General features: G+C 37.6%; 25 protein-coding genes. 17 read left to right on the top strand and 8 right to left on the bottom strand.

What is annotated here, in order from left to right:
• The first annotated feature begins 59 nt into the window (after positions 1–59).
• Together ACSVI6_RS00650 and rny are read left to right on the top strand one after the other, a co-directional pair.
• Positions 60–743, top strand: a complete 684-nt coding sequence (locus tag ACSVI6_RS00650; RefSeq protein WP_491720730.1) for a type 1 glutamine amidotransferase — start codon at positions 60–62, stop codon at positions 741–743.
• Between the two features lie 51 nt (positions 744–794).
• Positions 795–2,396: a ribonuclease Y gene (rny, locus tag ACSVI6_RS00645; protein ID WP_491716810.1), complete on the top strand. Its 1,602-nt coding sequence runs from the start codon at positions 795–797 to the stop codon at positions 2,394–2,396.
• 40 nt (positions 2,397–2,436) lie between these two features.
• On the opposite strand, the gene ACSVI6_RS00640 is transcribed toward rny, so the two are convergent.
• Positions 2,437–3,990: a bifunctional metallophosphatase/5'-nucleotidase gene (locus ACSVI6_RS00640; RefSeq protein ID WP_491716809.1), complete on the bottom strand. Its 1,554-nt coding sequence runs from the start codon at positions 3,988–3,990 to the stop codon at positions 2,437–2,439.
• A gap of 246 nt (positions 3,991–4,236) precedes the next feature.
• On the opposite strand from ACSVI6_RS00640, the gene spx reads away from it, so the two are divergent.
• Together spx and ACSVI6_RS00630 are read left to right on the top strand one after the other, a co-directional pair.
• Positions 4,237–4,635: a transcriptional regulator Spx gene (gene spx / locus ACSVI6_RS00635; protein WP_260116952.1), complete on the top strand. Its 399-nt coding sequence runs from the start codon at positions 4,237–4,239 to the stop codon at positions 4,633–4,635.
• Between the two features lie 75 nt (positions 4,636–4,710).
• Complete coding sequence (locus tag ACSVI6_RS00630) at positions 4,711–5,514, top strand: Cof-type HAD-IIB family hydrolase (protein WP_491720729.1); 804 nt, start codon at positions 4,711–4,713, stop codon at positions 5,512–5,514.
• Between the two features lie 27 nt (positions 5,515–5,541).
• Here ACSVI6_RS00630 and ACSVI6_RS00625 read toward each other — a convergent pair whose 3' ends face one another.
• A complete protein-coding gene (locus ACSVI6_RS00625; protein WP_491716807.1) occupies positions 5,542–6,504 on the bottom strand; it encodes a nucleoside hydrolase in 963 nt (320 codons plus the stop codon).
• A 147-nt stretch (positions 6,505–6,651) separates the two neighbouring features.
• On the opposite strand from ACSVI6_RS00625, the gene ACSVI6_RS00620 reads away from it, so the two are divergent.
• The gene (locus ACSVI6_RS00620; RefSeq protein ID WP_491716806.1) at positions 6,652–7,686 is read left to right on the top strand and encodes a PrsW family intramembrane metalloprotease; all 1,035 of its coding nucleotides are present in this window, start codon (positions 6,652–6,654) and stop codon (positions 7,684–7,686) included.
• Positions 7,687–7,775: 89 nt separating this feature from the next.
• Positions 7,776–8,429, top strand: coding sequence for a helix-turn-helix domain-containing protein (locus ACSVI6_RS00615; protein WP_491720728.1), 654 nt, complete (start codon positions 7,776–7,778; stop codon positions 8,427–8,429).
• A 50-nt stretch (positions 8,430–8,479) separates the two neighbouring features.
• On the opposite strand, the gene ACSVI6_RS00610 is transcribed toward ACSVI6_RS00615, so the two are convergent.
• On the bottom strand, positions 8,480–9,274 hold the full coding sequence (locus tag ACSVI6_RS00610; RefSeq protein WP_491716804.1) for an alpha/beta fold hydrolase: 795 nt from the start codon (positions 9,272–9,274) through the stop codon (positions 8,480–8,482).
• A 98-nt stretch (positions 9,275–9,372) separates the two neighbouring features.
• Here ACSVI6_RS00610 and ACSVI6_RS00605 point away from each other — a divergent pair, with 98 nt between their 5' ends.
• A complete protein-coding gene (locus ACSVI6_RS00605; protein WP_491720727.1) occupies positions 9,373–10,362 on the top strand; it encodes an NAD(P)/FAD-dependent oxidoreductase in 990 nt (329 codons plus the stop codon).
• On the opposite strand, the gene ACSVI6_RS00600 is transcribed toward ACSVI6_RS00605, so the two are convergent.
• Both ACSVI6_RS00600 and ACSVI6_RS00595 read right to left on the bottom strand, forming a co-directional pair.
• Positions 10,359–11,105 carry a potassium channel family protein gene (locus ACSVI6_RS00600; protein WP_491717264.1) on the bottom strand — a complete coding sequence of 249 codons (747 nt, stop codon included), beginning with the start codon at positions 11,103–11,105 and terminating at the stop codon, positions 10,359–10,361. The genes ACSVI6_RS00605 and ACSVI6_RS00600 overlap by 4 nt on opposite strands.
• 74 nt (positions 11,106–11,179) lie before the next feature.
• Positions 11,180–13,315 carry an LTA synthase family protein gene (locus tag ACSVI6_RS00595; RefSeq protein ID WP_491716802.1) on the bottom strand — a complete coding sequence of 712 codons (2,136 nt, stop codon included), beginning with the start codon at positions 13,313–13,315 and terminating at the stop codon, positions 11,180–11,182.
• Positions 13,316–13,499: 184 nt separating this feature from the next.
• On the opposite strand from ACSVI6_RS00595, the gene ACSVI6_RS00590 reads away from it, so the two are divergent.
• Both ACSVI6_RS00590 and ACSVI6_RS00585 read left to right on the top strand, forming a co-directional pair.
• Entirely contained in the window at positions 13,500–13,784 is a 285-nt protein-coding gene (locus ACSVI6_RS00590) for a hypothetical protein (protein WP_491716801.1), read from the top strand.
• A gap of 30 nt (positions 13,785–13,814) precedes the next feature.
• Entirely contained in the window at positions 13,815–14,471 is a 657-nt protein-coding gene (locus ACSVI6_RS00585; RefSeq protein ID WP_491716800.1) for a histidine phosphatase family protein, read from the top strand.
• Between the two features lie 50 nt (positions 14,472–14,521).
• On the opposite strand, the gene ACSVI6_RS00580 is transcribed toward ACSVI6_RS00585, so the two are convergent.
• Entirely contained in the window at positions 14,522–14,992 is a 471-nt protein-coding gene (locus tag ACSVI6_RS00580) for a C40 family peptidase (RefSeq protein ID WP_491719804.1), read from the bottom strand.
• Between the two features lie 230 nt (positions 14,993–15,222).
• Between ACSVI6_RS00580 and ACSVI6_RS00575 the strand changes: the two genes are divergently transcribed.
• Positions 15,223–15,666 carry a MerR family transcriptional regulator gene (locus ACSVI6_RS00575; RefSeq protein WP_491716798.1) on the top strand — a complete coding sequence of 148 codons (444 nt, stop codon included), beginning with the start codon at positions 15,223–15,225 and terminating at the stop codon, positions 15,664–15,666.
• Positions 15,667–15,721: 55 nt separating this feature from the next.
• Here ACSVI6_RS00575 and ACSVI6_RS00570 read toward each other — a convergent pair whose 3' ends face one another.
• Positions 15,722–18,421, bottom strand: a complete 2,700-nt coding sequence (locus tag ACSVI6_RS00570; protein WP_491720726.1) for an MMPL family transporter — start codon at positions 18,419–18,421, stop codon at positions 15,722–15,724.
• Positions 18,422–18,441: 20 nt separating this feature from the next.
• A complete protein-coding gene (locus ACSVI6_RS00565; protein ID WP_491720725.1) occupies positions 18,442–19,356 on the bottom strand; it encodes a magnesium transporter CorA family protein in 915 nt (304 codons plus the stop codon).
• Positions 19,357–19,523: 167 nt separating this feature from the next.
• On the opposite strand from ACSVI6_RS00565, the gene ACSVI6_RS00560 reads away from it, so the two are divergent.
• The 7 genes from ACSVI6_RS00560 (at position 19,524) to ACSVI6_RS00530 (ending at position 25,604) form a co-directional block, all read left to right on the top strand.
• Positions 19,524–20,240, top strand: a complete 717-nt coding sequence (locus tag ACSVI6_RS00560) for a glycoside hydrolase family 73 protein (RefSeq protein ID WP_491720724.1) — start codon at positions 19,524–19,526, stop codon at positions 20,238–20,240.
• Between the two features lie 92 nt (positions 20,241–20,332).
• Positions 20,333–21,094 (top strand): TerC family protein, encoded by a 762-nt coding sequence (locus tag ACSVI6_RS00555; protein ID WP_491717263.1) that lies wholly within the window; start codon positions 20,333–20,335, stop codon positions 21,092–21,094.
• Positions 21,084–21,407, top strand: coding sequence for a thioredoxin (gene trxA / locus ACSVI6_RS00550; RefSeq protein ID WP_491719801.1), 324 nt, complete (start codon positions 21,084–21,086; stop codon positions 21,405–21,407). The genes ACSVI6_RS00555 and trxA overlap by 11 nt, the downstream gene beginning before the upstream one ends.
• Positions 21,408–21,731: 324 nt before the next feature.
• Positions 21,732–23,120, top strand: coding sequence for a Na+/H+ antiporter NhaC (gene nhaC / locus ACSVI6_RS00545; protein ID WP_491720723.1), 1,389 nt, complete (start codon positions 21,732–21,734; stop codon positions 23,118–23,120).
• 442 nt (positions 23,121–23,562) lie between these two features.
• Positions 23,563–24,231, top strand: coding sequence for an aggregation-promoting factor (apf, locus tag ACSVI6_RS00540; RefSeq protein WP_491716792.1), 669 nt, complete (start codon positions 23,563–23,565; stop codon positions 24,229–24,231).
• A gap of 141 nt (positions 24,232–24,372) precedes the next feature.
• Positions 24,373–25,227, top strand: coding sequence for an SDR family oxidoreductase (locus tag ACSVI6_RS00535; RefSeq protein ID WP_491716791.1), 855 nt, complete (start codon positions 24,373–24,375; stop codon positions 25,225–25,227).
• Positions 25,228–25,361: 134 nt separating this feature from the next.
• Positions 25,362–25,604 carry a type II toxin-antitoxin system Phd/YefM family antitoxin gene (locus tag ACSVI6_RS00530; RefSeq protein ID WP_491719797.1) on the top strand — a complete coding sequence of 81 codons (243 nt, stop codon included), beginning with the start codon at positions 25,362–25,364 and terminating at the stop codon, positions 25,602–25,604.
• The last annotated feature ends 71 nt before the right edge of the window (positions 25,605–25,675 follow it).

The following is a 25,675-nucleotide window of genomic DNA, read 5'->3' as shown; positions in this document are numbered from 1 at the left end:
ATAGCAAATTTTAGTTATAATTATAATGTATGAACTTAAATTTAAAGAGGGTTATTAAAATGAAAATGTTAGTTTTACAACATAATGAGGTAGAAGGGCCTGGATTAATTCAGGATTGGGCCGAAGACAATAACTACGATGTGTTTACGATCCGCCCCGATATGGGAGCACTTGTGAATCGTTTTCGGGTCGACCAATTTGATCTACTAGTCATTATGGGTGGTGGCAACAGTGCTGAAGATAGTGATTCATGGCTTGCTGATGAACGAGATTTAATTCATCGTGCTCATGACGCCCATAAGCCGATCTTTGGGGTTTGTTTGGGAGCTCAACAAATCGCGCTTGCTTTTGGTGGGATGATTGATAACACGATCGTACCTGAAATTGGTTGGTTCCCCGTTCATTCAGATATCCAAAGCCCACTGGAGTTACCAGAAGAGTTGACCGTTTTGCATTGGCATGGCCAACAATTTACATTGCCTCCCGATGCCAAAAGATTATTTGCTAATCAAATCGATCAAAATCAAGGTTTCATGTTGGGAGATAACATCATCGGGCTTCAGTTCCATTTTGAAATGAAACCAGATAGCGTTAGTTCATTAATTGATTTTGACCATGATTTTATTGCCGATACTGACGCTCCCAACCAAGTTCAACAAACGCCTGAACAAATTGGTAGCTTTGAAGTGGCGCCGCAAAACAAGGCTGTCCTTTACCAATTATTGGATTCCATCACAAAATAAATATGTTATCATATTATATAGGATTTTAAAGTAGAAGGGAGGGGATATTTGTTGTACCCATTAGTAGGATTATTAATGCTAGTTGTGGGGGGAATGTGCGGTATCATTGCCAGTAATAAGCAAACAGACAAAAAGTTAGCTGAAGCAAAAAAACAGGCAAGTGATTATTTACAAGCGAAGCGAACCCATATTGAAAACAAAAAGCAACGGATCATTAAGAAAAATCAAGCCCAAACTGCTGATTATGAACAGACCATTTTAGAGGACCTGAACACTCAAAGGGCTGATAATCAGACTAGGGAAGTTCGGATTCGGCAACATGATGAATATCTGAAGCAGCTTAGTAATCGGATTGATGATGATGAAAAACGGTTTAATGAGATGAAAACGCTGAACTCACAAAGCAAGCAAAATGTTAAAAAAACCCAAGCTGCTGCTGATCAGTTGGTTAATAAGCGGCACTTAATTTTAAATCAAAGCAGTCAGCTTGATGATGAGACCGTTAAACGAATCGTTCTTGATAACACTGCTCATGAATTGAAACGGGAAAGTGATATTGAGGTCAAATACCTACGTGAATCCACTGAAACCTACGCAAATCGAATAGCAGATAATATTATTATTGAGGCGATTCAAAGGGGTCCTGAAGATGTACCACGAAGTCACATTGAACGAAGTGTTAACGTTCCAACTGCAGAAATTAAAAATCGCCTGTTAAGTCATGATGAACAACACCTTCGTTTAATTGAATCATTGACTGGGACGCATCTAATGTTTGATCCAGATGATTATTTGATGCTTCATATTGTTACCCATGATCCAATTCGACGCGAGGTAGTTCGGCGGACACTGAATTCACTGATCGTTTCACGTCAAATTAACAATAATAATATTGAAACTCAGGTTAGCAATGCGACTCATGATGTAAATGATGAACTACGTGAAACTGGTGAAGATGTGGTGCTTTCGTTGCATTTAGGGACTATGAATCCTGATTTAATGAAGATTATTGGGCGCTTGAAATTTCGGACCAGTTATGGCCAAAATGTTCTTTACCATTCAATTGAAGTTGCCCAAATTGCGGGGGTCATTGCTAGTGAGTTGGGTTTGAATTCACAGTTAGCTCGTCGTGCTGGGATGTTACATGATATTGGAAAATCAATTGACCATGAAGTTGAGGGAACCCACGTTGAATTAGGGGTCAAACTTGCTGAGACCTATCACGAGGATCCAATTATTGTAAACGCAATTGCTGCTCACCATGGTGATGTTGAGCCAATTAGTTTAATTGCAACCATCATTTCAACCGCTGATGCTATCTCAGGAGCTCGTCCTGGGGCACGAAGTGAATCAGTTGAAGAATATGTTACTAGGCTTAAGAACCTTGAAAAAATTGCAAATACGCAATCTGGTGTTAAAGAAAGTTATGCTATTCAAGCTGGACGAGAAATTAGAATTATCGTTGATCCTAAGAAGTTAAGTGATTCTGATATGGCTAATATGACTAGAAAAGTTCAATCTAAAATTGAAAATGACTTAAGTTACCCAGGTAAGATTAAAGTAACTTCGATTCGGAAGCTAAACGTAGTCCAATACGTTGGTGATATTCCGAACCGTTCAAAACGTAAACGTTACGCAAATGCTTCTAATTAAAAAGACATCATAATCAGTTTTGATTATGATGTCTTTTTAATTACTCAATCACTTTAAAGTTATGATTATTAGTGGCTTGAATGGTGGGATGGTTACGAAGATAATTAGCAATTAGTTGACTCATCATTACTGAATCCTTAGCAATGATCTTATCATTTTGATACATTGGAAAGTGACCACCACCAGAAGCACGGTATTGATTCAATACAATCTTTAACTTTTGATCAGGGCGCACCGGTTGGCCATGGTAAGTTAAATTAATAATGCGATTACCGACGGGATTGCCGACCTTAATCGTGTAGTCGACGCCCTCATACATATCGTAATTATAATGGCGCGCCTTTGGATAAACGAATGCCTCGTTGACTACGATTTGATGGTTTTTAACGGCAAAATACTTCGCACTAATTTCCATGGCAGCTTTTAGGTCCGCTCCGCTGATTTCTAAGACGGCTAATTTATTTGGATAAACATAGTTAGTCATAATATTACGCATGGTAATGGGGTTTTCAAATCCATGGGCTTCGTTATTGAATAGCGCAGTTGCTGAGATATCGACCCCCATCGTTTCCATTTGGACCTTTTGAATAAATTCAATAAAACTAGTTTTATGAATCCGTGCATCGAACGCATCATCGAAATAAAGCGAACCATTAATTTTAGAAAGGGGTTCATCTAACCAGTCGTTCACTCGGTTACTCAACGGCTTAATGTAGTTCTTAATTTCAGCATCGGGTTCATAGTCGGCAGTTTTAATTAATTGAGCATCGCTATTGATTACTTGATAGCGATCATTGACCTTTTGAATGTCTAATTCGATTTTACCAACGAATTCACCACGATGCCCAGGCTGGGTGACCGGCACGTTAAATAATTTTTCAGCAATTTTACGATGCTGATGGCCCGTCACTAATGCATCAATCCCAGGGACGTCCTTTAGCATCGCATAGCTTTCGTTTTCTGAATCTTCTAGTGGCTCGGTCGCCACGCCCTTACTATTTCGTTCAAATCCACCATGATAAGCAATGATAACAATATCAGCTTTTTGACGGACGATCGGCACGTATTTTTTGGCGGTTTCTGCGACAGAAAGAAACTTGAGCCCAATTATATTTTCGGATGATTCCCACTTGGTTGCACCACGGGTAGTCATTCCAATGATTCCGACATTGACGCCCCCGATGTTTTGGATCGAATACGGGTCGCCCAATATGTGATTTCCTTCACTGTCAACGATGTTAGCGCATAGTATTTTGCGATCAGTGTTTTGAATCGATGTTTGCATATACTTTAATCCATAATTAAATTCATGGTTACCTAACACCCCATAGTCGTAATCAATCATATTAAAGGCGTGGTCAATTTGATCTGGGCCATTTTGTTTTTTGATCTTAGCAATGTAGTAAGCCAATGGGGAACCTTCAAGGTAATCACCATTGTCGATTGTAATGGTATGATCGTTTTCCGTTTGTAATTTGCTAATGCATGAAGCAGCTCTTTCTAACCCGAATGGTTTATCGTTTTGGGCACTGACATAATTAGTAGGTTCGATAAAGCCATGGGTATCGCTAGTTGATAGAATCGTCAATTTCATACATATACCTCCATTACATTAATATTTAGTTAATTAAAATTATAATCGGATTTAACTTTAATGTAAATTTATTTAGTATCTGGTTGCAAAACAATTTATAATGTTTTATTAATTAAGCTGTCGATTATCTTGACTATCTATTGAACTATGATAATATAAAATTGTTATAAGTGAATTTTGTGACTGATTCACATATTTCGCTTATAACCGTCGATATATCCAATACACTTAAAGGAGTGGATGTTCATGTTAAATCTTTATGTAGCACCTAGTAGTGCATCAAGTCGGAAAGCTCGCGCTTGGCTTAAGGAACACGATATTCCTTTTAAGGAACGTAATATCAATTCCAATCCATTGAACGCTGATGAAGTAAAGCAAATTCTTCGTCTAACTGAAAATGGTAGTGAAGATATTATTTCTACTAGATCTAATATCTTTAAGAAGCTAAACTTAAACTTGGATGACTTATCAGTTTCACAATTAATTAAATTGGTTGTGAAATATCCTGATTTAATTAGACGTCCAATCATCTTTGATGATAAACGCCTAGAAGTTGGCTATAACGAAGAAGAAATTCGTCGTTTCCTACCTCGTAAGGTTAGAGAAGCAGAATTGCGTCAATTAGAAGCTCAATTGGGTGCCTAGTTTCGTGATTTGAAAAACCAAGCATTAATTTCTGTGATGAAATTAATGCTTTTTTTGTAATAGGAGAGAATAAACATGATAAAAATGATTGCACTGGATTTAGATGCAACTTTGTTAACAAGTGATAAAACAATTAGTCCCTTTAACACTCAGGTGATACATAGGTTACATGCAGCGGGAATGAAAATCGTAGTTTGTACGGGACGACCAATTAATGTGATTAAGGGTTATCTTGATCAATTGGGGTTAAATCAAGCTGATGACTATACGATTACTTTTAATGGTTCACTAGTAATTAATAATCGGACTAAGGAGCCGATTTTTAAATCAGGGATGCAGAAGGCTGATTTTGAACCCATCTATAAATTTGTTAAACAAAATCATTTACCGTTGAATATTTTAGATTTTGATTCCATTTATGAATTGACCGAGTTGGCACCATCCCAATATTATAAGATCATGAATGCAGATGTAAAATTCATCCCCCAAACGTTTGCAATGTTACCAGATGATCAACAGTATAGTAAGGCGATTATGTCTGATGATCCAAGTGTATTAGATGCGGCCCGCGCTAATTTTGATAATCAGGGGCATTATCATATCGTCCGTTCCCAACCCAATATTTTAGAGTTTTTAGCTCCGTCCATAAATAAAGCCGTTGGCCTAGAGGCTTTACTTAACCATTTTGGGTGGACCTTTGCAGACCTGATGGCTTTCGGGGATGCTGAAAATGATTTAGAAATGCTTTTAGCCGCTGGCATCGGAGTAGCAATGCAAAACGCTCAGCCTAATATAAAGCAAATTGCGAACCAAGTCACTGAATTTGATAATGATCATGATGGGGTCGGTAGATTCTTAAACCAAGCCTTTAATAAATAAATACCGCTATTGCTAGCGGTATTTTAATTACTTGTTATTCTTGAATAGGGTTGTTAAGTAGTTCATGAATGTTTCTAGGTAGCGGTCCGCATCGACTTCGATAGCAGCACTGACTGATGGATTGGGATCATCCAATCTAGTGTTGTCGCCAATGGTGCGGCCGTACTTTTCCTTATCGGTATTCACGATCATGTCAATGTCTAAGGTGCGGACGAACGATGGGTCTTCAGCTACCCCGACAGCAAGTGGATCATGAAGTGAACAACCATCTAAATGCGGGTATAATTCAGCGTAAATATCAATGTAATAATCAACAATATCAGCGAACTTAGCACCAGCATTGGTACCTAAATCACGCCATTGTTGAGTTTCTTTTTTGGTCAGCAGTGTCCGAAGGGTGACATCCAATCCGACCATCGTGTCATGTAGCTTGCTGGTGAAAACGGTGTTAGCTGCTTCTGCATCTTGGTTGATGTTCGCCTCAGCAAATGGCGAAACGTTTCCTTGGACCGTTAAAGCCCCACCCATTAGGGTAACATCGCCAATTAAATCGACAATGCTAGGGTCTTTTTCAATCGCTTTGGCAACGTTAGTTAATGCCCCAGTGGGGACAATGACTAAATCCTTGCCATATTTATGAGCTGATTCAATCATAAAGTCCACGGCGCTTTGCTTTTCTGGTTTACGGGTTGGGGTCGGCAATTCAACTTCCCCAATGCCATTTTCACCATGAATATGAGCGCTAACTGGAAGGCGATCAAAGTGATCAGAGTTAACGGGATGGGCTTCACCAACGAACACGGGAATGTCAGTATGGCCAAGTAGTTCTAAAATTTTCAACGAATTTTCAGCGGCTCCCTCTACGACCAGATTTCCGTATGAGCTAGCCACCCCAATTAGGTCTAATCCAGGAGCAGCAACGGCATAAGCAAGGGCCATTGCATCGTCAATACCAGTATCTAAATCTAAAATTACTTTTTTATTTGTCATAAATCATTCTCCCAATCGATTTGATCATAAAAATTAACTATTAACTGTAATAATACTTTAAATTAAGCCTAAACACAAACAAAAAAATAAGAAGGTAGTAAATAAGTGGTAAAAAGCAAACTAATTTCTAATTTTCAGCGCATCATAATGTCAACGACCCTGATGGGGGTGCAACGAAATTACTCACGGATTAAAAACGATCTTAAGGATGAGGCCCACAGGAGTAACCAATTTGTTGAAATTCACCTTTTGCGATTGTTCCAACAGGTGTTTCACCGTCATAGTCGTGATGAAGCCGACCGTATCTTGATTGCTGGGACCAAGTTAACGACGCCATCACTGGTCAAGGTATCAGCCGCGCCCGTTAAACCCTGGCTATTCTCACGCTTTTTTGCGCTTTTGAGCTTTAGCTTCTTGTTGTTAGTGATCTTAGACCTCGTTTTCGGCAGCACCAAGGCAATCCCAGGTATGATGGTGGTCGGATCACTAGTAGTCCCGTTTTCTTTGTTGATCATGTTTTATGAAATGAATGTTTACCGCAATATTTCGTTGATGCAGGTTAATACGACCCTGCTAATCGGTGGGGTGGCCTCTTTGATCCTAACGATGGTGTTTTACGACGTGATTCCATCGGGGAACGGGGTGTCACTAGCCTCGGCATTTTTAGTCGGCTTGATCGAAGAAACTGCCAAAACAATCATTATCATTACCTTCATTAATCGCTTCAAACTTAATTATATTTTGAATGGCATCTTGATCGGTGCAGCGATTGGGGCGGGATTTGCGATTTTTGAAACCGCTGGTTATTCGAATGAATTTGGGTTGGCAACGATTTTTCTACGCAGTTGGCAGGCCATTGGCACCCATACCATCTGGGCGGCAATTATTGGCGCGGCCGTCATTTTGGGTAAACAACGGCACCATCAATTTACCTTCCACGATGCATTTACTAATCTGCACTTCATTGGCTTTTATTTATTAGCGGTCTTTTTACATGCAATGTGGGATTGGAACATCCCCATTTGGTGGGTCGATGAATTCTACGTTCAAAAAATCGTATTAATTGTGATCGGCTGGTTGGTCATCTTCATTTTGATCGATGCTGGCTTGCGCGAGGTTCGTACCCTGCAGGGGCAACGCATTCGACAACGCTTGAAACGGTCATTTAATAGGGCTAAGTAGCTTAGCAATCGTTAATGTAACGCTAGCTTAGCTTGGCTAACTGAAGAAAAGCAGTAATAATTATAACAAGCGAAAGGGGAGGTGTAATGATGCCGTTTGGCGAAAATATTAAGCAACTTAGAAAGCAGCATTCATTAACGCAGGAACAATTGGGTCAAAAACTCAATGTTTCACGTAAAACGATTTCCAGTTGGGAAAACCAACGCTCATATCCTGACATCCCAATGCTGCTAAAAATTAGTAGTGATTATGATATCGATTTAAACGCGCTATTACGGAAAAGTAGCGATATCGTAAATAATTATCAAAAACAGGGTGATATGATGAAAAGGACTAACGTTATAAGTAAGATCAGTTATGGGTTAAATATTTGCCTACTATTTTTGTTTTATTTTAATTCCGTTAATTATTGGCATATTCAATTGCCATTTGTAACTTTGTTGTTACTGATTAACGTGATTATATTCAATGTGACCCAAAGTGATTTTCATCCATTAGCTAGTAATAAGCAATTAGTGATGATCACAGCGGGCTTGTTCTTGATTTTCCAATTGGGGTTAAGCATCGCTGTAAACCCAAGCCTTTTTTCACTGATTCGCACTAGTTCAATGAGGGCTTATCAACTTGGTGAAATATTTGGATCATTATTGGCAGTGATATCAATGAGCTTTTTGGCGTTATTTAGCTTTTTGATCATTGTATTTGGCTACAGGAAGCCGAAACCATATCAATATAGTAATTAAAAAGAGATGCTAGTCGTAAATTTAACGATTAGCATCTTTTTTGGTTGAAATTATTTTTTAAATCCGAATAAGAATCCAGCAATGTGTTTATCGATCACTGGGTTTTCATGCAGCATTGAGTGTTCAGCACTTAATGGATCACTGCGGTAAAGCCAGAATTGGTATGACTTAACGTGGGGTTTAACTAAATCACCCATTGGTTTCACAATGTCGACTGCTTCTTCAGCATCACTCTTTAAGTTCCAAATTTCTCCAGCGATGTTTAAGACTTCCAAGTTTTTAGGAAGGTTCTTAGGGCCACCCTTGGCATATGGATCGTTAGTTGGGTAATCATTAGCAATCGATACGAACTTAGAAACTACTGGAACGTCCTTTAGGTGGGGATGGTTAACCATGTAGTAATAAGCAATACTTCCACCAGATGAGTGCCCGATTAGGTTAACGTGGGTGATATTGTACTTGTTCTTTAGATACTTCATCACGTTGACCATTTGGTTGCTTTCCTTGTACGGATGGGTATTGTCCTTAAAGACTAATTGGACTAGCGGGTTATCCGCCTCCACTTTTTTATATTGCTTGGCAGTAGAAACCTTACCATCTTTAGAGATATTAATTTTAAGGGTCCGACTGGCAATGTTGTGTTCACTGTATTGTTGAATGAAGTCGTCAGTAGAAACTGCATTACCAGCGAAACCAGGAATGAAGACCGTCGCGGTACGACTTTTATTAACGGCAACATCGTTTAAAACGTTCCCACGGAATTGCCAATTAATAGTAAAACAGAAAATAATTGCTTCAATAAAAAGGATAATTGCAATCCCAATGTGTTTTTTACCAATACGCATGATAAACTTCCTTTACTTATCTTAGGTTTATGACCTATGTTAATATAATATTAACATGATATTATAAAACATTTTAAAAGAAAAGTGGTAATAATAAAATGCAAGATAATCTTTACGATATTACAATCATTGGCGGTGGGCCAATCGGGATGTTTGCCGGTTTTTATGCGGGGTTGAGAAACTTAAGGGTTCAATTAATTGAAAGCTTACCAGAACTGGGTGGACAGCTAAATGCAATTTACCCGGAAAAGACGATTTTAGATGTTGCTGGTTTTACTGGTGTTACTGGTAAACAACTAGTTGAACGGCTCAAAGCGCAGTTAGAAACAATGGATGTGGATGTTAAAACTGGTCAGGCGGTTACGGACTTAAAGAAGCAATCGGATGGATTTGAAATCACAACCACGAGTGCAACTAGTTATTCAAAGACGGTGCTGATTGCGACGGGTGGGGGCTCATTTGAACCTCGTAAATTAGCGGTTGCCGATGTTGATCGCTTTGAAGGAAGCAATATTATTTATAGTATTCAAAACCGTGCTGATTTTAAGGATAAGACGGTGATTGTTGCAGGTGGGGGGAATTCTGCTGTTGATAATGCATTATTGCTTGAGGGCGTTGCTAAACAGGTTTATTTAGTTCACAGACGGAACGACTTTCGGGGCCTAGAACACATGGTCGAGACGCTAAATGCATCTTCAGTTAAGTTGATTACCCCATATTTAATTAAAAAAATATCCGCTCAAGATGATCAAGTGTTAGTAACTGCCAAGAAAATGCGGACAGCTGATGAAACAATTGACATTTTAGCGGATAAAATTTTAGTGAATTATGGATTTATTTCTAGTAATAAGGTTACCAAGGGTTGGGCAATCGATTTAGATGAATCACATCACATGTTCAATGTGGACACAGAGATGGCGACCAGCGTTGCTGGCATCTATGCCGTCGGTGATAGCGCAACCTATGAGGGGAAGGATACGTTAATTGCGACCGGGTTTGGTGAAGTTCCACTTGCGATTAACCATATTGCAAAGTCGCTATATCCTGACCGTCATGAACCCATTCATAGCACATCGATTAGACGTTAATGATGATTACGTTTCTTAGGTTTCTTTTGATTCCGAGAAACGTTTTTTTGATTTTGGTCCAGTTCTTTACGCATATAGCGGACTTCTTTATTCAGTAGCTCTACTTGTTTCATCAAGCGGTCCAATTTATCTGAAGTTCCTTCATTTTGAGCGTTATTTTTAGTGAAGAAATCGGTGATAGAAGAGGTTAACAAACCGATAAAGCCGACCCCACCAATCATTAAGAAGGCAGCGTCAATTCTGCCGCCAGCAGTTTGGGGAGCGATATCACCATATCCAACGGTAGTGGCAGTTGTGATCGCCCACCACATGGCGGTTTTTAATGGATAATGTTCAAAATGAGAGAAGATAAGTGCCGCAATAATTAAGATAATGATACTGACTGAGAATATATATATAAAACCAGTATCGTATATAAATTGATGGATCTTTTTGGTTAATTTACCATCCCAACCCAAGTGCCAAAAAATATGGTATCCCCGAATGATTCTAATGACCCGATAAATGCGAAAAAATACAAAGATCGGGTGGCCAGGGATGAGTGAAACTAGGTCCAAACAAGTTGATATGAAAAACCGTTGTTTATTTTGACTAATAACCAGGTTAATAATGTAATCGAGAATAAAGATAATCCAAATTCCATAATAAATCCCCATTATCCAGCCACGGTACAAGTAAATAATTCGTGAATAATCTAAAATTACCATCACGATTGAAGTAATGGCCAAAATGACGATTGCAATATTATAAAATAATTGCCACTTTTGCTTTTTGATTTTAGTAATGATAATTCACTTCCTTAATGATTAACGGGATACTACTTATTTGCATCTGGGTTGGTAACCTTTAGGCGGTTAGAATCAGTTGATTTATGGCTTACTTCTGGTGCATCGGTCTTGTATAAATCAACAGTTGATTTACCACCGTGTTTAGAAAGAACGCTGGTTGATTTTTTGCCCAGTTCTTTTTCAATCTTTTCAGCTTTTTGGAGTCCATTAGCATAGTTATAATCACTAGCATCAACTGCAGTAAAGCCCTTTGGTTTATAGAACCTTAATAGATTTTGTTCGTTTAGGGTATCAGAAAGCGATAGTTCAAGGCCAACTTTATCCTTGATCTTTTGTACCGCTTTGATCTGTGCTTTGTTCAACTTAGCTGGTTCACCTGTTTTATTGTCATAAATGGTACCACTAATGGAAGTGTATTGTGGATCGACCCAATCACGATTTCTAAATGCAACGACTTGATCATGTTTACTTGAGAATAAATCAGTTCCAAATTGAACGAATGGCTTAGAATTAACACCTAAAATGTGAAGGAGGGTCGGTAAGACGTCAATTTCACCACCGTACTTGTGGCTGATGAATCCCTTTTTAGTTCCAGGGATGTTCAACATGAATGGGACCCGCTGCATTTGGGTATTATCGAAGTCATTCCATTTTTCAGGATCATCACTTACCACCTTAGCGAGATTTGCATTTTCAGAATCAGAAATTCCATAGTGGTCACCATAAATCATGATGACCGAATTCTTCAGTAGTCCCGCTTTTTTAAGGTAGGCATAGAATTCCTTAACGGCTTCATCTAGATAGTGGGCGGTCTTGAAGTAGTTATCAACGATCGTATCGCCCGTATCGGTAGTTTTAAAATCATCGTCATTATCTTCGGAATCCAAGGTAAATGGGAAGTGGTTAGTAACTGTAATATACTTCACATAGAATGGCTCTTGTAGGTTTTGTAGATATTTGACCGAGTCTTTGAACAATAATTTATCCTTTAGTCCGTAACCGGTTGATTTATCACCTGAAACATCATAGTAACTAGCGTCAAAGAAATATTGATACCCCATATTCTTGTAGGTATTATTACGGTTCCAGAAACTAGCAACGTTACCATGGAAAACGGCACTGGTGTAGTTACCATTTTGCTTTAGGATCGCAGGAGCAGCTTGGAACGTATTGTCACTGCCGACTTGGGCAAATAAAGATCCTTGGGGGAGACCATAGGTACTAGTTTCTAGCATGTTTTCAGCATCAGATGTTTTCCCTTGGCCCACTTGGTGGAAGAAATTATCAAATGCATAGGTTGATTTACTGTGATAGATCTTGTTTAAAAATGGGGTCACTTCTTGACCATTAATCTTTTTATCAATTAAAAATTGTTGAAAACTTTCCAAGTGAATCACGATTACGTTGCGGCCCTTTGCAATCCCCTTCATTTTAGGGTTTGCTGGGGCGTAGTGTTTACGAGTAAAGTTTAAGACGGTCTTTAATTCTGACTTAGTCGCCATTGCCCTTAAATCTTTTGTATGTTGTGATTTAGCAGCATCATATCCGGTAAATGCATCGATTCCTAAGTATTTAACAATGTAGGTCCGATCAAAGGTTCTAGTAACCAATTGGGGTCGATCCATTTCACCAAGGCTAAGATTGAAAGCAAATAATAATACACCAATTGAAGTCATCATAAAGCCAACCTTGGGGCGTAGTGGACGGTTATCAATTTTAATGACCCTAAAAATTAGTAGTAATAATACTAATACGATATCGATCCAATAAATGAAATCATGGAAATTAGTGAGTGCAAGGGAGCTGCCGCTGAGCCCTTGATTAACCTTTGAATAACCAGTGATCGTATTAATGGTCATAAAATCGGTAAATTCACGGAAATAAATTACGTTCAGGTACAGAAGTAACGTATTTAAAATATCGAGAATAAATAATAATGGATAAAAAATCCGTGATCGTTTAAAATATAGCGCGATTCCAAATATTAAAACGGTAGTAGCAAGTGGGTTAATGATAGCGATAAACATTTCAAAGCCACCTGTAATTCCAAGTTGGAAGTCAACAAAATATGCAACGATTGTTTTGATCCAAAATAAAATAACCAGTAGCCAAAATAAGCCCATTCTAGTATTTAATTTTTTAATGGTTTGTTTAAGAAGTGACAAGATCAAGTCTCCTTTTTTGCATATAACTTATTTAATATTATCAAAATATCTGTTAAATAGCATGATTTGATTACGAAATATTAAAAAAATTAATCTAATCAGTGCGTAAAACACAATATATTGTTATAATAATGGAAGAATGTCCTATATATAGAAATGAGTTAATAGATGAAGGAGGGTTATTGTGGATTTAGCTAAATCAATTACAAATGCTAAGCTTAAGGTTATCAAAAACGATGGCGCTGTAGTTGAATTTCATCCAGATCAATTACGAAATACGTTGAACGAGTTCACTGATAGCCCTGAGGTAATTAAACGTTCTGAAATGTTAATCTTTGCGCAATTATTATCTTATTCCGAGATTAAACAATTTGACTTAAAATGCATTGTTTATAGAACCCTTCGCCAGTTGAGATACTCTAAAATTGCAAATCAATATTATCGAAAGAAACTCGCTCGTGAATTATAATTAAGATTATAATTACGGGGAGATGAAAAAATGGCCTTTAATGTATATATTGTCCGTCATGGACAGACTTATTATAATATTTACAATAAATTACAGGGATGGAGTAATTCACCATTGACCCAAAAGGGAATCGATGGCGCCAAAAAAACTGCTGAAAATCTATCGCAGGTCAATTTTAAAGCTGCTTATTGTAGTGATACTACCAGAGCACAACAAACGGCTGATATCATATTGCGTGCCAACCAGGTATCTAATGCTAAGTTGACGGTTTCGCCATTCTTTCGGGAAGAATTTTATGGTTATTTTGAGGGCACTGATATGAATCAAGCGTGGTACCTAGCTGGTGCTCCGCATGGTAAGCCTACTTTTAAATCCATTGTGGAAAGTTCATCAATTGGGCAAGCTAAGGATTATTTGAAAGAAGCAGATCCGTTCCATGATGCTGAAAATAACGAAGAATATTGGCAGCGATTGAATCAGGGCTTGGATCTAATTAAAAACAATGCGCAGTTGCAAAATGATGATAACGTTCTTTTGATAAGCCATGGTAATACCGTTTTAAGCATTGTAGAACGTTTCGGGCATGGTAAATACGATGTGACCGAACGACCTGCAAACGGCAGTATTACTAAATTGAGAATTAGTGATGACGATGCTGAAATTACAGCTTACAATCTAAAACCATAAAAAAAGACGTAACGATTATAATCGTTACGTCTTTTTTGATTAATTAATAATTAATCACCAACACGGCTAGCACCAACAAGGTTCCACCATGAAGCGTGAATGCTTTCCTTGATCACACCACGATTTTGTGCATCGATCATCTTACCGTTACCGATATACATACCAACGTGAGTGATACTTCTAGCACTTGAACCAAAGAATACTAAATCACCTTTTTTAAGGTTATCAACTGATACTTTTTTGTTTGAGTTATATTGAGCTTGGGCAGTTCTTTGTAAGTTAATGCCCAATGCCTTTTTGTAAACGTACTTAGTAAAGCCAGAACAATCAAATGATGATGGTCCAGTAGCACCCCAAACGTATCTAGCACCCATGTGAGTATCTGCTTCACTCAATAGTGAGCTTGCATCATCAGCAGTAGCTGCATGAGCTTGTTTTACTGAAGTGAGTGATGCACCTGCAGTAAAGAGTGTGAATGCGGTTGCGATGCTTACAAAGATTTTTTTCAAATGATTATTCATGACTAAGTTAATTCCTTTCGATTTCTGGTTTTATTATTTATTTATTTATTTATAATGTTTAAATCAACAGTTATAAGATTACCAATTTTATGTTACAGAAATATAACACGGTCTTTGCAAGTCAGTTAAATCATATAACAAGGCTGTAATTTAACTGTGTTTATCATAAATACTAGTTTAATTTCATCATAATATGATAAAGTATTGTTATATATATTCGAATGGAGATAATGCGTATGAATTGCAACCATAAGTTTATTAGCCCCATTGACATCCATAAATTAATTTTTCGAATTGGTGAAGTAAGTAAGATTTGTAATGTGTCGCCACGTCAATTACGTTACTGGGATCAAAAGGGTTTTATTCAATCAAATCGCCATGATGAAAGCAGCTCGCGGGTATACGATTTTCCAAACCTCCTTAGGATTGGTTTGATTAAGGAATTTTTAGATCAAGGATATACCCTTAGGGCTGCTGTAGAACGGACAGATCAGCGTCAAGAAACAATGCGCAAATTACACCGCTTTTTAAACCAAGCTGTTCATGGGATTGAAAATATCGATGGACATACAATGCTTAATTTAGGCTATTTTGATAAACAAAAAAAGAACTATCTTTATGGCTATTTAGATGATAATAACGATCCAGTATATCAAGTCGTGCCGGTGGATTAGGATTAACATAAAAAGACCCCGTAGTAATTTACTACGGGGTCTTTTGGTTTCTAAATTAGTCTTTATTTTTGGTAGTGGGGATTTGTTCAGCTAACTTACTTAATGCGATTGCTAGGATTGGGAAGATAATGTTAAAAATAATCGTTCCATAAACGATGAAGATTCCAGCCTGCCTAATTGCTTGAATATCAACGCTAATCAATGCTAGTCCGACTAAGATTGTAAATCCAGCGAAGTAGCGAATGATTTGTCCTAATGCATCCATCACATCGGCAAGTGATTCGAAGAATGGCAATTCTCGATTGCGATAATGAATTGCAATCCATGCGATTTCTAATAGCGCCACAGTCCCTAAGACGGTGCTACTAATAATTAAGGTTTCCCAACTGGTACGATCAATGCCCATTGCATAACTAGTCGTTAGGTTAGTTAGTTGTAACCCAGTTATTAAACTAAGTGCAAATGCACCTACCCAATAAATCGGGTGTAAGATGGAACGACTAATGATGAATAACACAATTAATGCGAAGAGGGTAATTAAAGTGATACTCATAATGCCGTATTTTGCAAAGTTTGATTTCAGTTGGGTTTGTTGAGCTGGTTGTCCAGCAATTGCAACTTCTGAGTTTTGTAATGGGGTGCCTTGTAACATTACATCGATATTCGTTTGGATATTATCGATCGTTTGAGCAGTTTGCTTAGCGTTAGTCGGATCTGATTGTAGAATCACCGTTATTTTAGTGGTCTTGTTATTGGCACTATTATAGTTATAAAGTGATTGTTGGAAATCAGTATCGGCTAGTTGATTAGGGGTAATGTAATAAACTGCCCCGACGCTACTCTTAGCCAGTCCATCCAAATAATCATAAATTGAATCAAGCTTTTGGTTAACGGCCTTGGTAGCAGTACTAATTCCGTTAAAGATATCTTTAGCTTCTTGCAGTTTGGATGCGTATCGATTGAGCTTAGTGGAAATACTGTCCGTGGAGTTAGCAATTTGTTGGCCCTTTGCTTGAATGGAACTCAAGCTTGAGGCGGCACTTGAAATCGTGTTATTTAAATCATTAACTTCATTTTGATAGTCACGGATGTTGCGAGATGCAGTTCTTCGATTAGCGATACTGGAACGCGATGCCGTTCCCGAAAGTTGACTCGATAACTGACTGTTTTCTGCAATTAACTCACTCGCAGCCGATTTTAATTGGCTAACCGTACTAATTTCAGATGTTAATCCATCCGGATCGATATCCTTTTGGCCCTCATTTGCCTGCTTGATGGTTTGATTTAAGCTAACCTGAGCTTGGTCAATCTTTCTGGTAATACTATTGAGTTGGCTTTGTACATAATATTTATTGATTGGTACCCCACTAGGTTGGGTAACGGAATAAACAGCATTGACGTTATCAACTGACTTTAATTTAGTCGTTAGTGAATCGATTTTTTCAAGATTATCCTGTTGATTCAACGCTTGATTATTATGGATATAGATAGTGATCGGAGTGGCCTTTCCTTGGCTAAAGTGAGCCTGGAGGATGCGTGCCCCGACTGCAGCTTGTTGACTACTTTTAGCATTATCTAAATCACTATAGGTAACGTTATTCCGATAAGAATATGCAAATGGTCCTACAATGTAAGCAACAAGAATGATTCCTACGAATGGTTGCCATAACGATAGGCGCATTAATTGATGCCAGAAACGGTGATTTTCAACATTGATTGGGTTATGGCGTGGCCAAATCAATTCAGGCCCCATCAAACTAGTGAAGATTGGGTTGATCGTAAAGACAGCGACCAGTAGAATCAAGAATACGATTGATAGGGATGCTAGAGCCTTTAATGGGTAGAATGGAACGAAGTAAAGACCAGCAAACCCAATTGCTAAGACTAAACTTACTGTGATAATCGAAGGAGCGACCCGTCCCAATCCACTTGAAGTGGCGTTGAATGAATCCCGATGGCTGCTGTTTTCCTCACTGACTGCCTTAATGATCATAAAATTAAAAATACTGCCTAAAATGATGGTGATCAAAGTAATTAGCAATGGGGTTAATTCTGAAAACAAGAAGTTTTTATGAATGGTTAAATTACCAATCAAGCTAAGTGCAGTTAGCTCTGTGATTAACAGGGTCACTGCTGAAATGACTGGTGCGATGATTGAACGGAAGAAAATCATCATTAATACGATTGCAATTACAAACGCAATCAACATGAATGTTTTAGATGCACTAGCTAATTTTTGAGCGTTGGCATTTTCAATTAAGGCAGGATTAGTAACGTATGTATTTAATCCTGAAACATTCATTTGTTCTTGTAACTTACTAACCAAAGCATTGGATGTTAAATAAGCTTTATCAACAGTTACCTTCACGATCTGAGTAGTTTGATCGTTAGAAAATAATTGTAATTTACCATTAGGGCTATTATTAATGGAGCTAATTTGTTTAATGCCAAGGCTGTGATTATTTTGCAATTTGTGAGTGACCGTATCGATTCGATCCTGTTGGTTACTATTGATCTTACCGTTAGGATTATTGTAAACAACATCTAAGGTTGTTGAGTTTGCTAATCCATGGCCCCATGAATTTTGTAATCGTTCAGCCTTCATAACCTGTGATGATTGGTTAAATTTTGGTTGACCATAGTTAGTAATTAAATCTGTAACGTTTGGTAATTTAGCTAGGGCGAAAAAAACAGCTACTAGCCACAAAACAATTACAATTAGCCAATTTTTATTAATTCTTTTTAGTAATTGCACTTAAAAGACTCCTTTTTGTTTTATGAAAAATGTTTGTGGTACATAATCCAAATGAGAACACAGATAATGACGGAAATTAAAATTGAAATGATCCACCCAATTGGTGATTCTGCAAATGGAAGCTTAACGTTCATTCCATAAAACGCAAACACGATATTGGGAACCGATAAAATTAATGAAAAGATTGTTAAGAACTTCATCGTAGCATTTAGGTTACTATCGAGTAGGTTAGAATATGCATCTGCAACTTCACGGGTAACACTGCTTGAGACCTGGGCCATTGAAAGTCCCTGGTTCGCTTCAATGACAATATCTTCTAATCGATCACTTTGAAATTCTGTCAATTGACCCTTTAGGGTTCTTTGGACCGTTGAAAGCATTTCCTGATTTGAAGTGAGCGCCGTAAGAAAATAAACCGTTTTGGTCTGCAGTCCTAACAACTGATTGATTGAATCCCGATTAGCTTGGTGCGTTAAATGGGTTTGAATGTTAGTACGATCTCGATTGGCAGCATTAATATAATCAAAAAATTTAATCGTAATTTGAAACATGGTTTCTAAAATAAGATCAAAAATGAAGTTCGGATCCTTAATATTAGGGTTATTAATAATTGAAGTAATTAGTGGGACCACGTACTCAGTTCTTTTTCTGGTGAAAGTAAACAACATATGGTCGCTAATTAATAAACCAACGGGTTCAATGCTAATGTCACCCTTAAATCGAGGTTGGATTGGCGAATCGTAGATAAATAAACGGTAGTTATTTTCCTCATCGAACTCAACACGGGGTCGCTCATGAATATCCATCGCATAATCTAAGATATCATGTCTAATTTGATAGGTATCACGGAGCTTAGCACGATCTTTTTCATCCGGATTTTCCACTCTTATCCAGTTGAACTTATTATTGACCATCTGGGTTGTTATCAAAATCATCTTTCCTTTATCTTATAATTACCTATTATTATAGTTTATCAAAGTATGGTTTTGGTGTGATTTTTATAAAAAAGTTGAAAAAAAGTAAAATTTTGTTTCCGTTTAGCTAATTTATTACTATAATAAAGGTTGCTGTTCAAAAGCATGATTGATAGAGGGGAAAATAAGTGAATAATAAAAATGATAAAAAGTTTACACCAAGAACTAATCCGTTAAAGCAAAAAAAGGGTCAACTCAGTGATGCTAAGCATAGTAAGAAGCGAGGCAGGGGGATGATTGCGATTTTGATCATTATCGTAATTTTAGCTGTCCTTGTATTCGGATTTGCAGTTAGAAAGATTAGTAATAAGTTAGAAAATAAACAACAACTACAATCACAGTCAAGCAACGTATTGACCTCAGAGCAGATTCAACAGATTAAGCAGCGTAGAACGTTTGCAAAGACAATTGCGGAACCAGCAATAAAGGTTTATCAAAATAACTTTCATGTGCTACCTAGTATTGTAATTGCTCAGGCCATTTTGGAATCCGACTGGGGTAATTCCAAACTGTACCAGGTTGCTAAAAATCCATTTGGAATCAAGGGAACATACAATGGGCAATCGATTTCATATGACACGACTGAGTACGTGAATGGTAAAAAAATTACGGTTGCTGCTCAATTTAGAAAATATCCAACCTTAGAGGCTGCGATTAAGGATCATGATAAATCAATTAAGACTCATTTCATAAAAGAAGAAAACGTTACTAGTTATGTTAAGGCTGCTAATTTATTACAAAAGAATACTTATGCTACTGATCCACAGTATGCTAAAAAGTTAATTAGTGTCATTAAACAATATGATTTGAGTCGTTATGATCTGCAAGCTTTGAATAATAATTAAACTATTAGACTAGCTATTTAGGGATTACTTGTAATATAATTTATTTAGTATTTTGTATATTTTGTTATTAATTAAAAATGAAGGGAAGATCAATGCTGGATATATTGTCTAAAATGTATGGGCCATTCTTTGACCCCCATAACTGGACTTCAGTTATTACATCGGGGAGTGATTGGCTCGTTATACTTTCGTTGGTTTTGATAGAGTGTTTATTATCTGTTGATAATGCGGTGGTATTAGCTGCACAGACGCAGTCGTTACCAACTAAGAAACTCCAAGAAGAGTCACTATTTTATGGAATTTGGGGTTCTTACATCTTTCGGTTCTTAGTGATTGGATTGGGAACGTTCTTGATTCATCTTTGGGAAATCAAGGTAATTGGAAGTTTGTACTTGGTTTATCTGGTTTACAAACATTTCTCAAGCCATGGCAAAAAGAAACAACGGACGCAAAAGACACATTCGACTGATCCAAAGAATCATCGAAAGTTATTTTGGATGGTAGTAATTCAAATTGAAATGATGGACATCGTCTTTTCAGTTGATTCAGTACTAGCTTCATTAGCAGTTTCACCGAACCCAGTGATTGTATTGATTGGTGGGATGATTGGAATCTTATCGATGCGTGGGGTAGCTGAAGTAATTATGATATTAATGAAGAAGATTCCAGAACTAAAGTCAATGGCCTATGTCTTGATTGGAATCATTGCAATTAAGCTATTTATTTCAATTCCTGCAATCGATATTGAAATTCCACCACTACTTTTTAGTGGAATTGTATTATTAACGGTAATCATTACGATGATTATTCATGTTGTTAGAAAGAAACGGGGGCCTGTTAATAATGATCAATAAACTAACCCGTGATAATTTTTCAGAAGGCGTCGCTGCACCATTAACGATCGTTGATTTTTGGGCACCATGGTGTGGGCCCTGTAAGATCATGGATCGAATTATCAAAAACTTAGCAGCCGAATATGGTGACCGCGTTCAATTCGCCAAGTTTAACGTCGATGATAACCAAGATATCGCTGAAAAATATAAGGTCTTTAGCATTCCGACCCTAGTTGTCTTTAAGGATGGTAAGGGTGTTGAAAAGGTCTCTGGTATTTTTCCTGAACCCATGTTAGCCAAATTCATTGAAAAAAAGATTGCAGAGATCAGCTAAAAATTAAATTGACATCCAGATTAAGAAATGCTAATATTTTTAATAAATCAATTAAGAATAATTTAAATTCCATTTAAGTAGAGCATTGTCTGGGGGTCAGGAAGTCGGTGGTTGCTGCGAACCGATCAGGATAATGAATTCGAAATACCGGAATTAAGCGTCGTTATTAATCGGAATTAGATCCGTTACCATCTAATGAGTGAATAGCTACTTTGTTGTGGCTATTAAATCGGGTGGTACCACGGTATAAAAGTCGTCCCAATTACATTAATTTGTAATTGGGACTTTTTGTTTGTTTAAATATAGAAGGGATTTGTTATTGTTATGGAAAAGAAACGACCAACCATTGGATTGAAAGAGGGCATCTTAGTATTATTTGTACTATTATCAATTATGGCTTTCGGAATCATCGGATTAAAGATTAGTCCTGAAGTGCCGATTTTAATGGGGATTATGCTATTAATTTTTTGGGCTAAATTACGAGGCTTTTCATGGGATGATATTCATGAAAGCTTCGTGATTGGAATTAAAAATGGGATTGTACCATTATTTATCTTTCTATTAATTGGCTCATTGATTGGGGTTTGGATTGCTACTGGAATCATCCCAAGTTTAATGGTTTTTGGTTTCAAATTAATTAGCATTCGGTGGTTCTTACCATCAGTATTCGTGGTGTGTGCACTGGTGGGTTCGATCATTGGAAGTGCATTTACCATTATTTCTACTTTAGGGATTGCGTTCATGGGAATTGGCCTGACGATGGGGATCAATCCAGCGATGGTTGCTGGAGCGGTCCTCTCTGGTGCCGTATTTGGTGATAAATCGTCACCACTATCTGCAACGAATAACCTTTCCGCCGCAGTCTCTGATGCGGACTTGATTACCCACATTAAAAACATTATGTGGTCAACTTTACCAGCTAGTATTGTGGCATTCTTTATTTATGCTTTTATGAGTCATGGAAATGGAGAGGCTAACTTGGGCCGTATCCAAGATACCGTGTTAACACTTCATCAAAACTTTACCATTTCATTTTGGGCAGCAATCCCAGTCCTACTGCTTTTTATTTGTTCATGGTCCAAGATTCCAACCATCCCCACTTTATTTATTAACATTATTGTTTCTTCTATTATTGGGATGGTTCAAACTCCTGGGTTGAACCTAGTCAAACTGAATAACGTAATTCAAAGCGGCTACATTGCGCATACACGCAATCCACAGGTTGATGTATTATTGACCCGCGGTGGCATTTCAGGAATGATGGGAACAATGTCATTGATTTTTGTGGCCCTAGCCCTTGGTGGGATTTTAATGCATCTTGGGATTGTAGATGCCGTAATCAAACCATTAACTGACAAACTTGAAACAGAAGGTAATTTAATCACGACTGTGATCGCTACTTGTATCGGGGTCAATATCTTTATTGGTGAACAATACCTATCGATTATTTTACCTGCGAACGCTTTTAAAAAGACGTTTGCTGAAAATAACTTAGCACCAGTGGCATTAAGTCGGGCTCTTGAAGATGGGGGAACGGTTATTAACTATTTAATTCCATGGGGGGTCGCTGGAGCATTTGCTACTAATGCATTAGGGGTTCCTACGATTCACTACCTACCATTTGTATTTGTTAGTTTATTATCACCCGTTTTTTCCATTATTTCAGCTTATACTGGGATTGGAATCAAGCATTTAAACCCCGTTCAAAAATAAATTCAAATGATTTATTAACTAAATATTCCTTTTGAGCGATAGCATGTTGTTAATACTTAGCATGCTATCGTTTTTCATTCTCTCGATAACGATATTTTACATACTATTTACGTAAAATATACAGTTTTTGATTAAGTGTTTTTATTAAAAACTGATTAAATAAGGATTTTAATAAATTTAAAAAGTAGAAATATTACAAAATATGCAAAAATGCATAAATAAAATGTATATTTTAGGCTGATTTATAGTCAGCAATGACAATGAAAAAACAACTAATTGTTACAAAACTGTTACAATATTACAAAAACACCCCGTTTATTTAATATTCACGATATTTTGGTGTAACACCTGGTAGGTAGAATACTCACAGTTAATCAAATCAGATTAGCTGTTTTCATGTAAACGATCCAGAAAACGATATCAAGGAAACGATATCCAGATTATGTTTTATATAGAAGGAGAGATTTTTATCTTACGGAATAAGAATTTAAAGAAGGTTTTAGCTTCAACTACTGTTGCTGCTGGATTATTTGTCGCTGGTGTCGGTGCTGTTAATGCCGATGCTTCTACTAAGGTTACTGTTCAATCAGGAGATACTCTTTGGGGTATTGCTCGTCAATATAACGTTGACTTAACAGCCCTAGAACAAGCTAACGATTTAAATGACAACTCAATCATTTACGTTGGTCAAAGATTGAACTTACCAGATAACGGAAACACAACTGCTACTGCAACACAAAGTGCAACTACTCCACAAACTAGTGGTGCTACTCAAAGTAGTTACGCTAACACCCAAGCAAATACTGTTACTACTAGTTCAAGCTACAGTGCTAATACTGCAGCTGCTACTACTAGCAACAACACTGCTGCTACTACCACTACTTCAAGTGACGATGCATCCGCTAAGGCATGGATCGCTAACCGTGAATCTGGTGGTTCATACACTGCTACTAACGGTCAATACGTTGGTAAGTATCAATTATCTTCATCATACCTTAACGGTGACTACTCAGCTGCTAACCAAGAAAAGGTTGCTGATTCATACGTAGCTTCTCGTTACGGTTCATGGGCTGCTGCTAAGGCATTCTGGCAAAGCCACGGTTGGTACTAAGATTTAGGACTAATCTAAAATTTAAATTCATTATGAGCGTCGGATCTGATCCGACGCTTTTTTTTGGCTAAAATGCTTGCAGGCTTACAAAAAGTAAGTTAGTATAAAGACATCAATTATATTAATAAGGAGCCACTAACTATGAAATATGGAATTACCGCAGCAACTGGTCATTTTGGCCAAGCCGCATTCAAATCATTAGCAGAATTAGTTGACGCATCAGACATCGTTGCGTTGGTCAGAAACGTTGATAAGGCTAAGGATATTTTTCCAGCGGGGACCGAAATTCGGCCAGCCGATTACACTAAGCCAGAGCAATTGAATGAATCATTTAAGGGAATCGACAAGTTGCTATTCGTTTCTTCCCAACCAGGCCCTGGAATGCCTCGGGACGAACAACATCATAACGTGGTCAACGCTGCTAAGCAAGCTGGGGTTCAATTCATTGCCTACACTAGTTTCCCAGATGCGGACCATGCTGAATCATTTTTGGCTGCAGACCACAAGAAGACTGAACAATGGATCAAGGAATCGGGCATTAAGCATGCTTTCTTGCGTAATAACTGGTACCTACAAAATGATTTAGGGACCATCCAAATGGCCCTTAAAACGGGTAATTTCCCATATTCTGCTGAAGACGGCAAGGTTGGTTGGACCCGCGAAGAAAATTACGCTGCTGGGGCTGCCAAGGTATTAACATTAGATGATCCAAAGGCGGTTTATGAATTCGGTGGTAAGCCAATTTCATACCCACAATTAGTTGACTTCTTGACCGATGGGACTGGCCAAGAAATTTCACCAGTGCCATTGACCGATGATGTTTACAAGCAAGAATTGCTGAAGAGCGGTTTGGATGAACAAACTGCTGGCTTTGTAATCGGGGTTCAAGACCTCATTAAGGCTGGTGAACTAGACGTACCATCAAATGACTTGAATGATGTTTTAGATGGTAAGTTGGAAGCACTACCAGAGGGCATTGCGAAGTTATTGAAATAGATTTTATGAATTGAAATATGAAAAAGCCCAATCCGATGTGGATGTGGGCTTTTTTGGTATAATGATATTAATATGATTTTTGATCTCATTTTTACAAAATGAGTCACAATATAAATTAGTAGGGATGATTAGTGATGGAATCAACAACTTATTCTAACTTTAGTAAACAATTAAAGATGTACATGGATAAAGCAACCGATAGTTTTGGACCGATCACTATTACTCGTAAAGATAATAAAAACGCCGTATTAATTTCTGAAGTTGAATATAACAACATGTTAGAAAATCAATACGTTCTTTGTAATCCTGCTAATTTAAAGTGGCTTGAAAAGGGAAAGTCACAGGTAGATAATGACCAATTAATTACTAAATTATAATTTGAATAAAATAATAAACAATTCTAACCAAAAAGCTCACCAACGCCATTCGGCATTGGTGAGCTTTTTTC

The organism is Nicoliella sp. ESL1106 (assembly GCF_058509965.1).
Note: the sequence above shows the minus strand (reverse complement) of the source record. Positions and strands in the feature narration are given on the sequence as shown.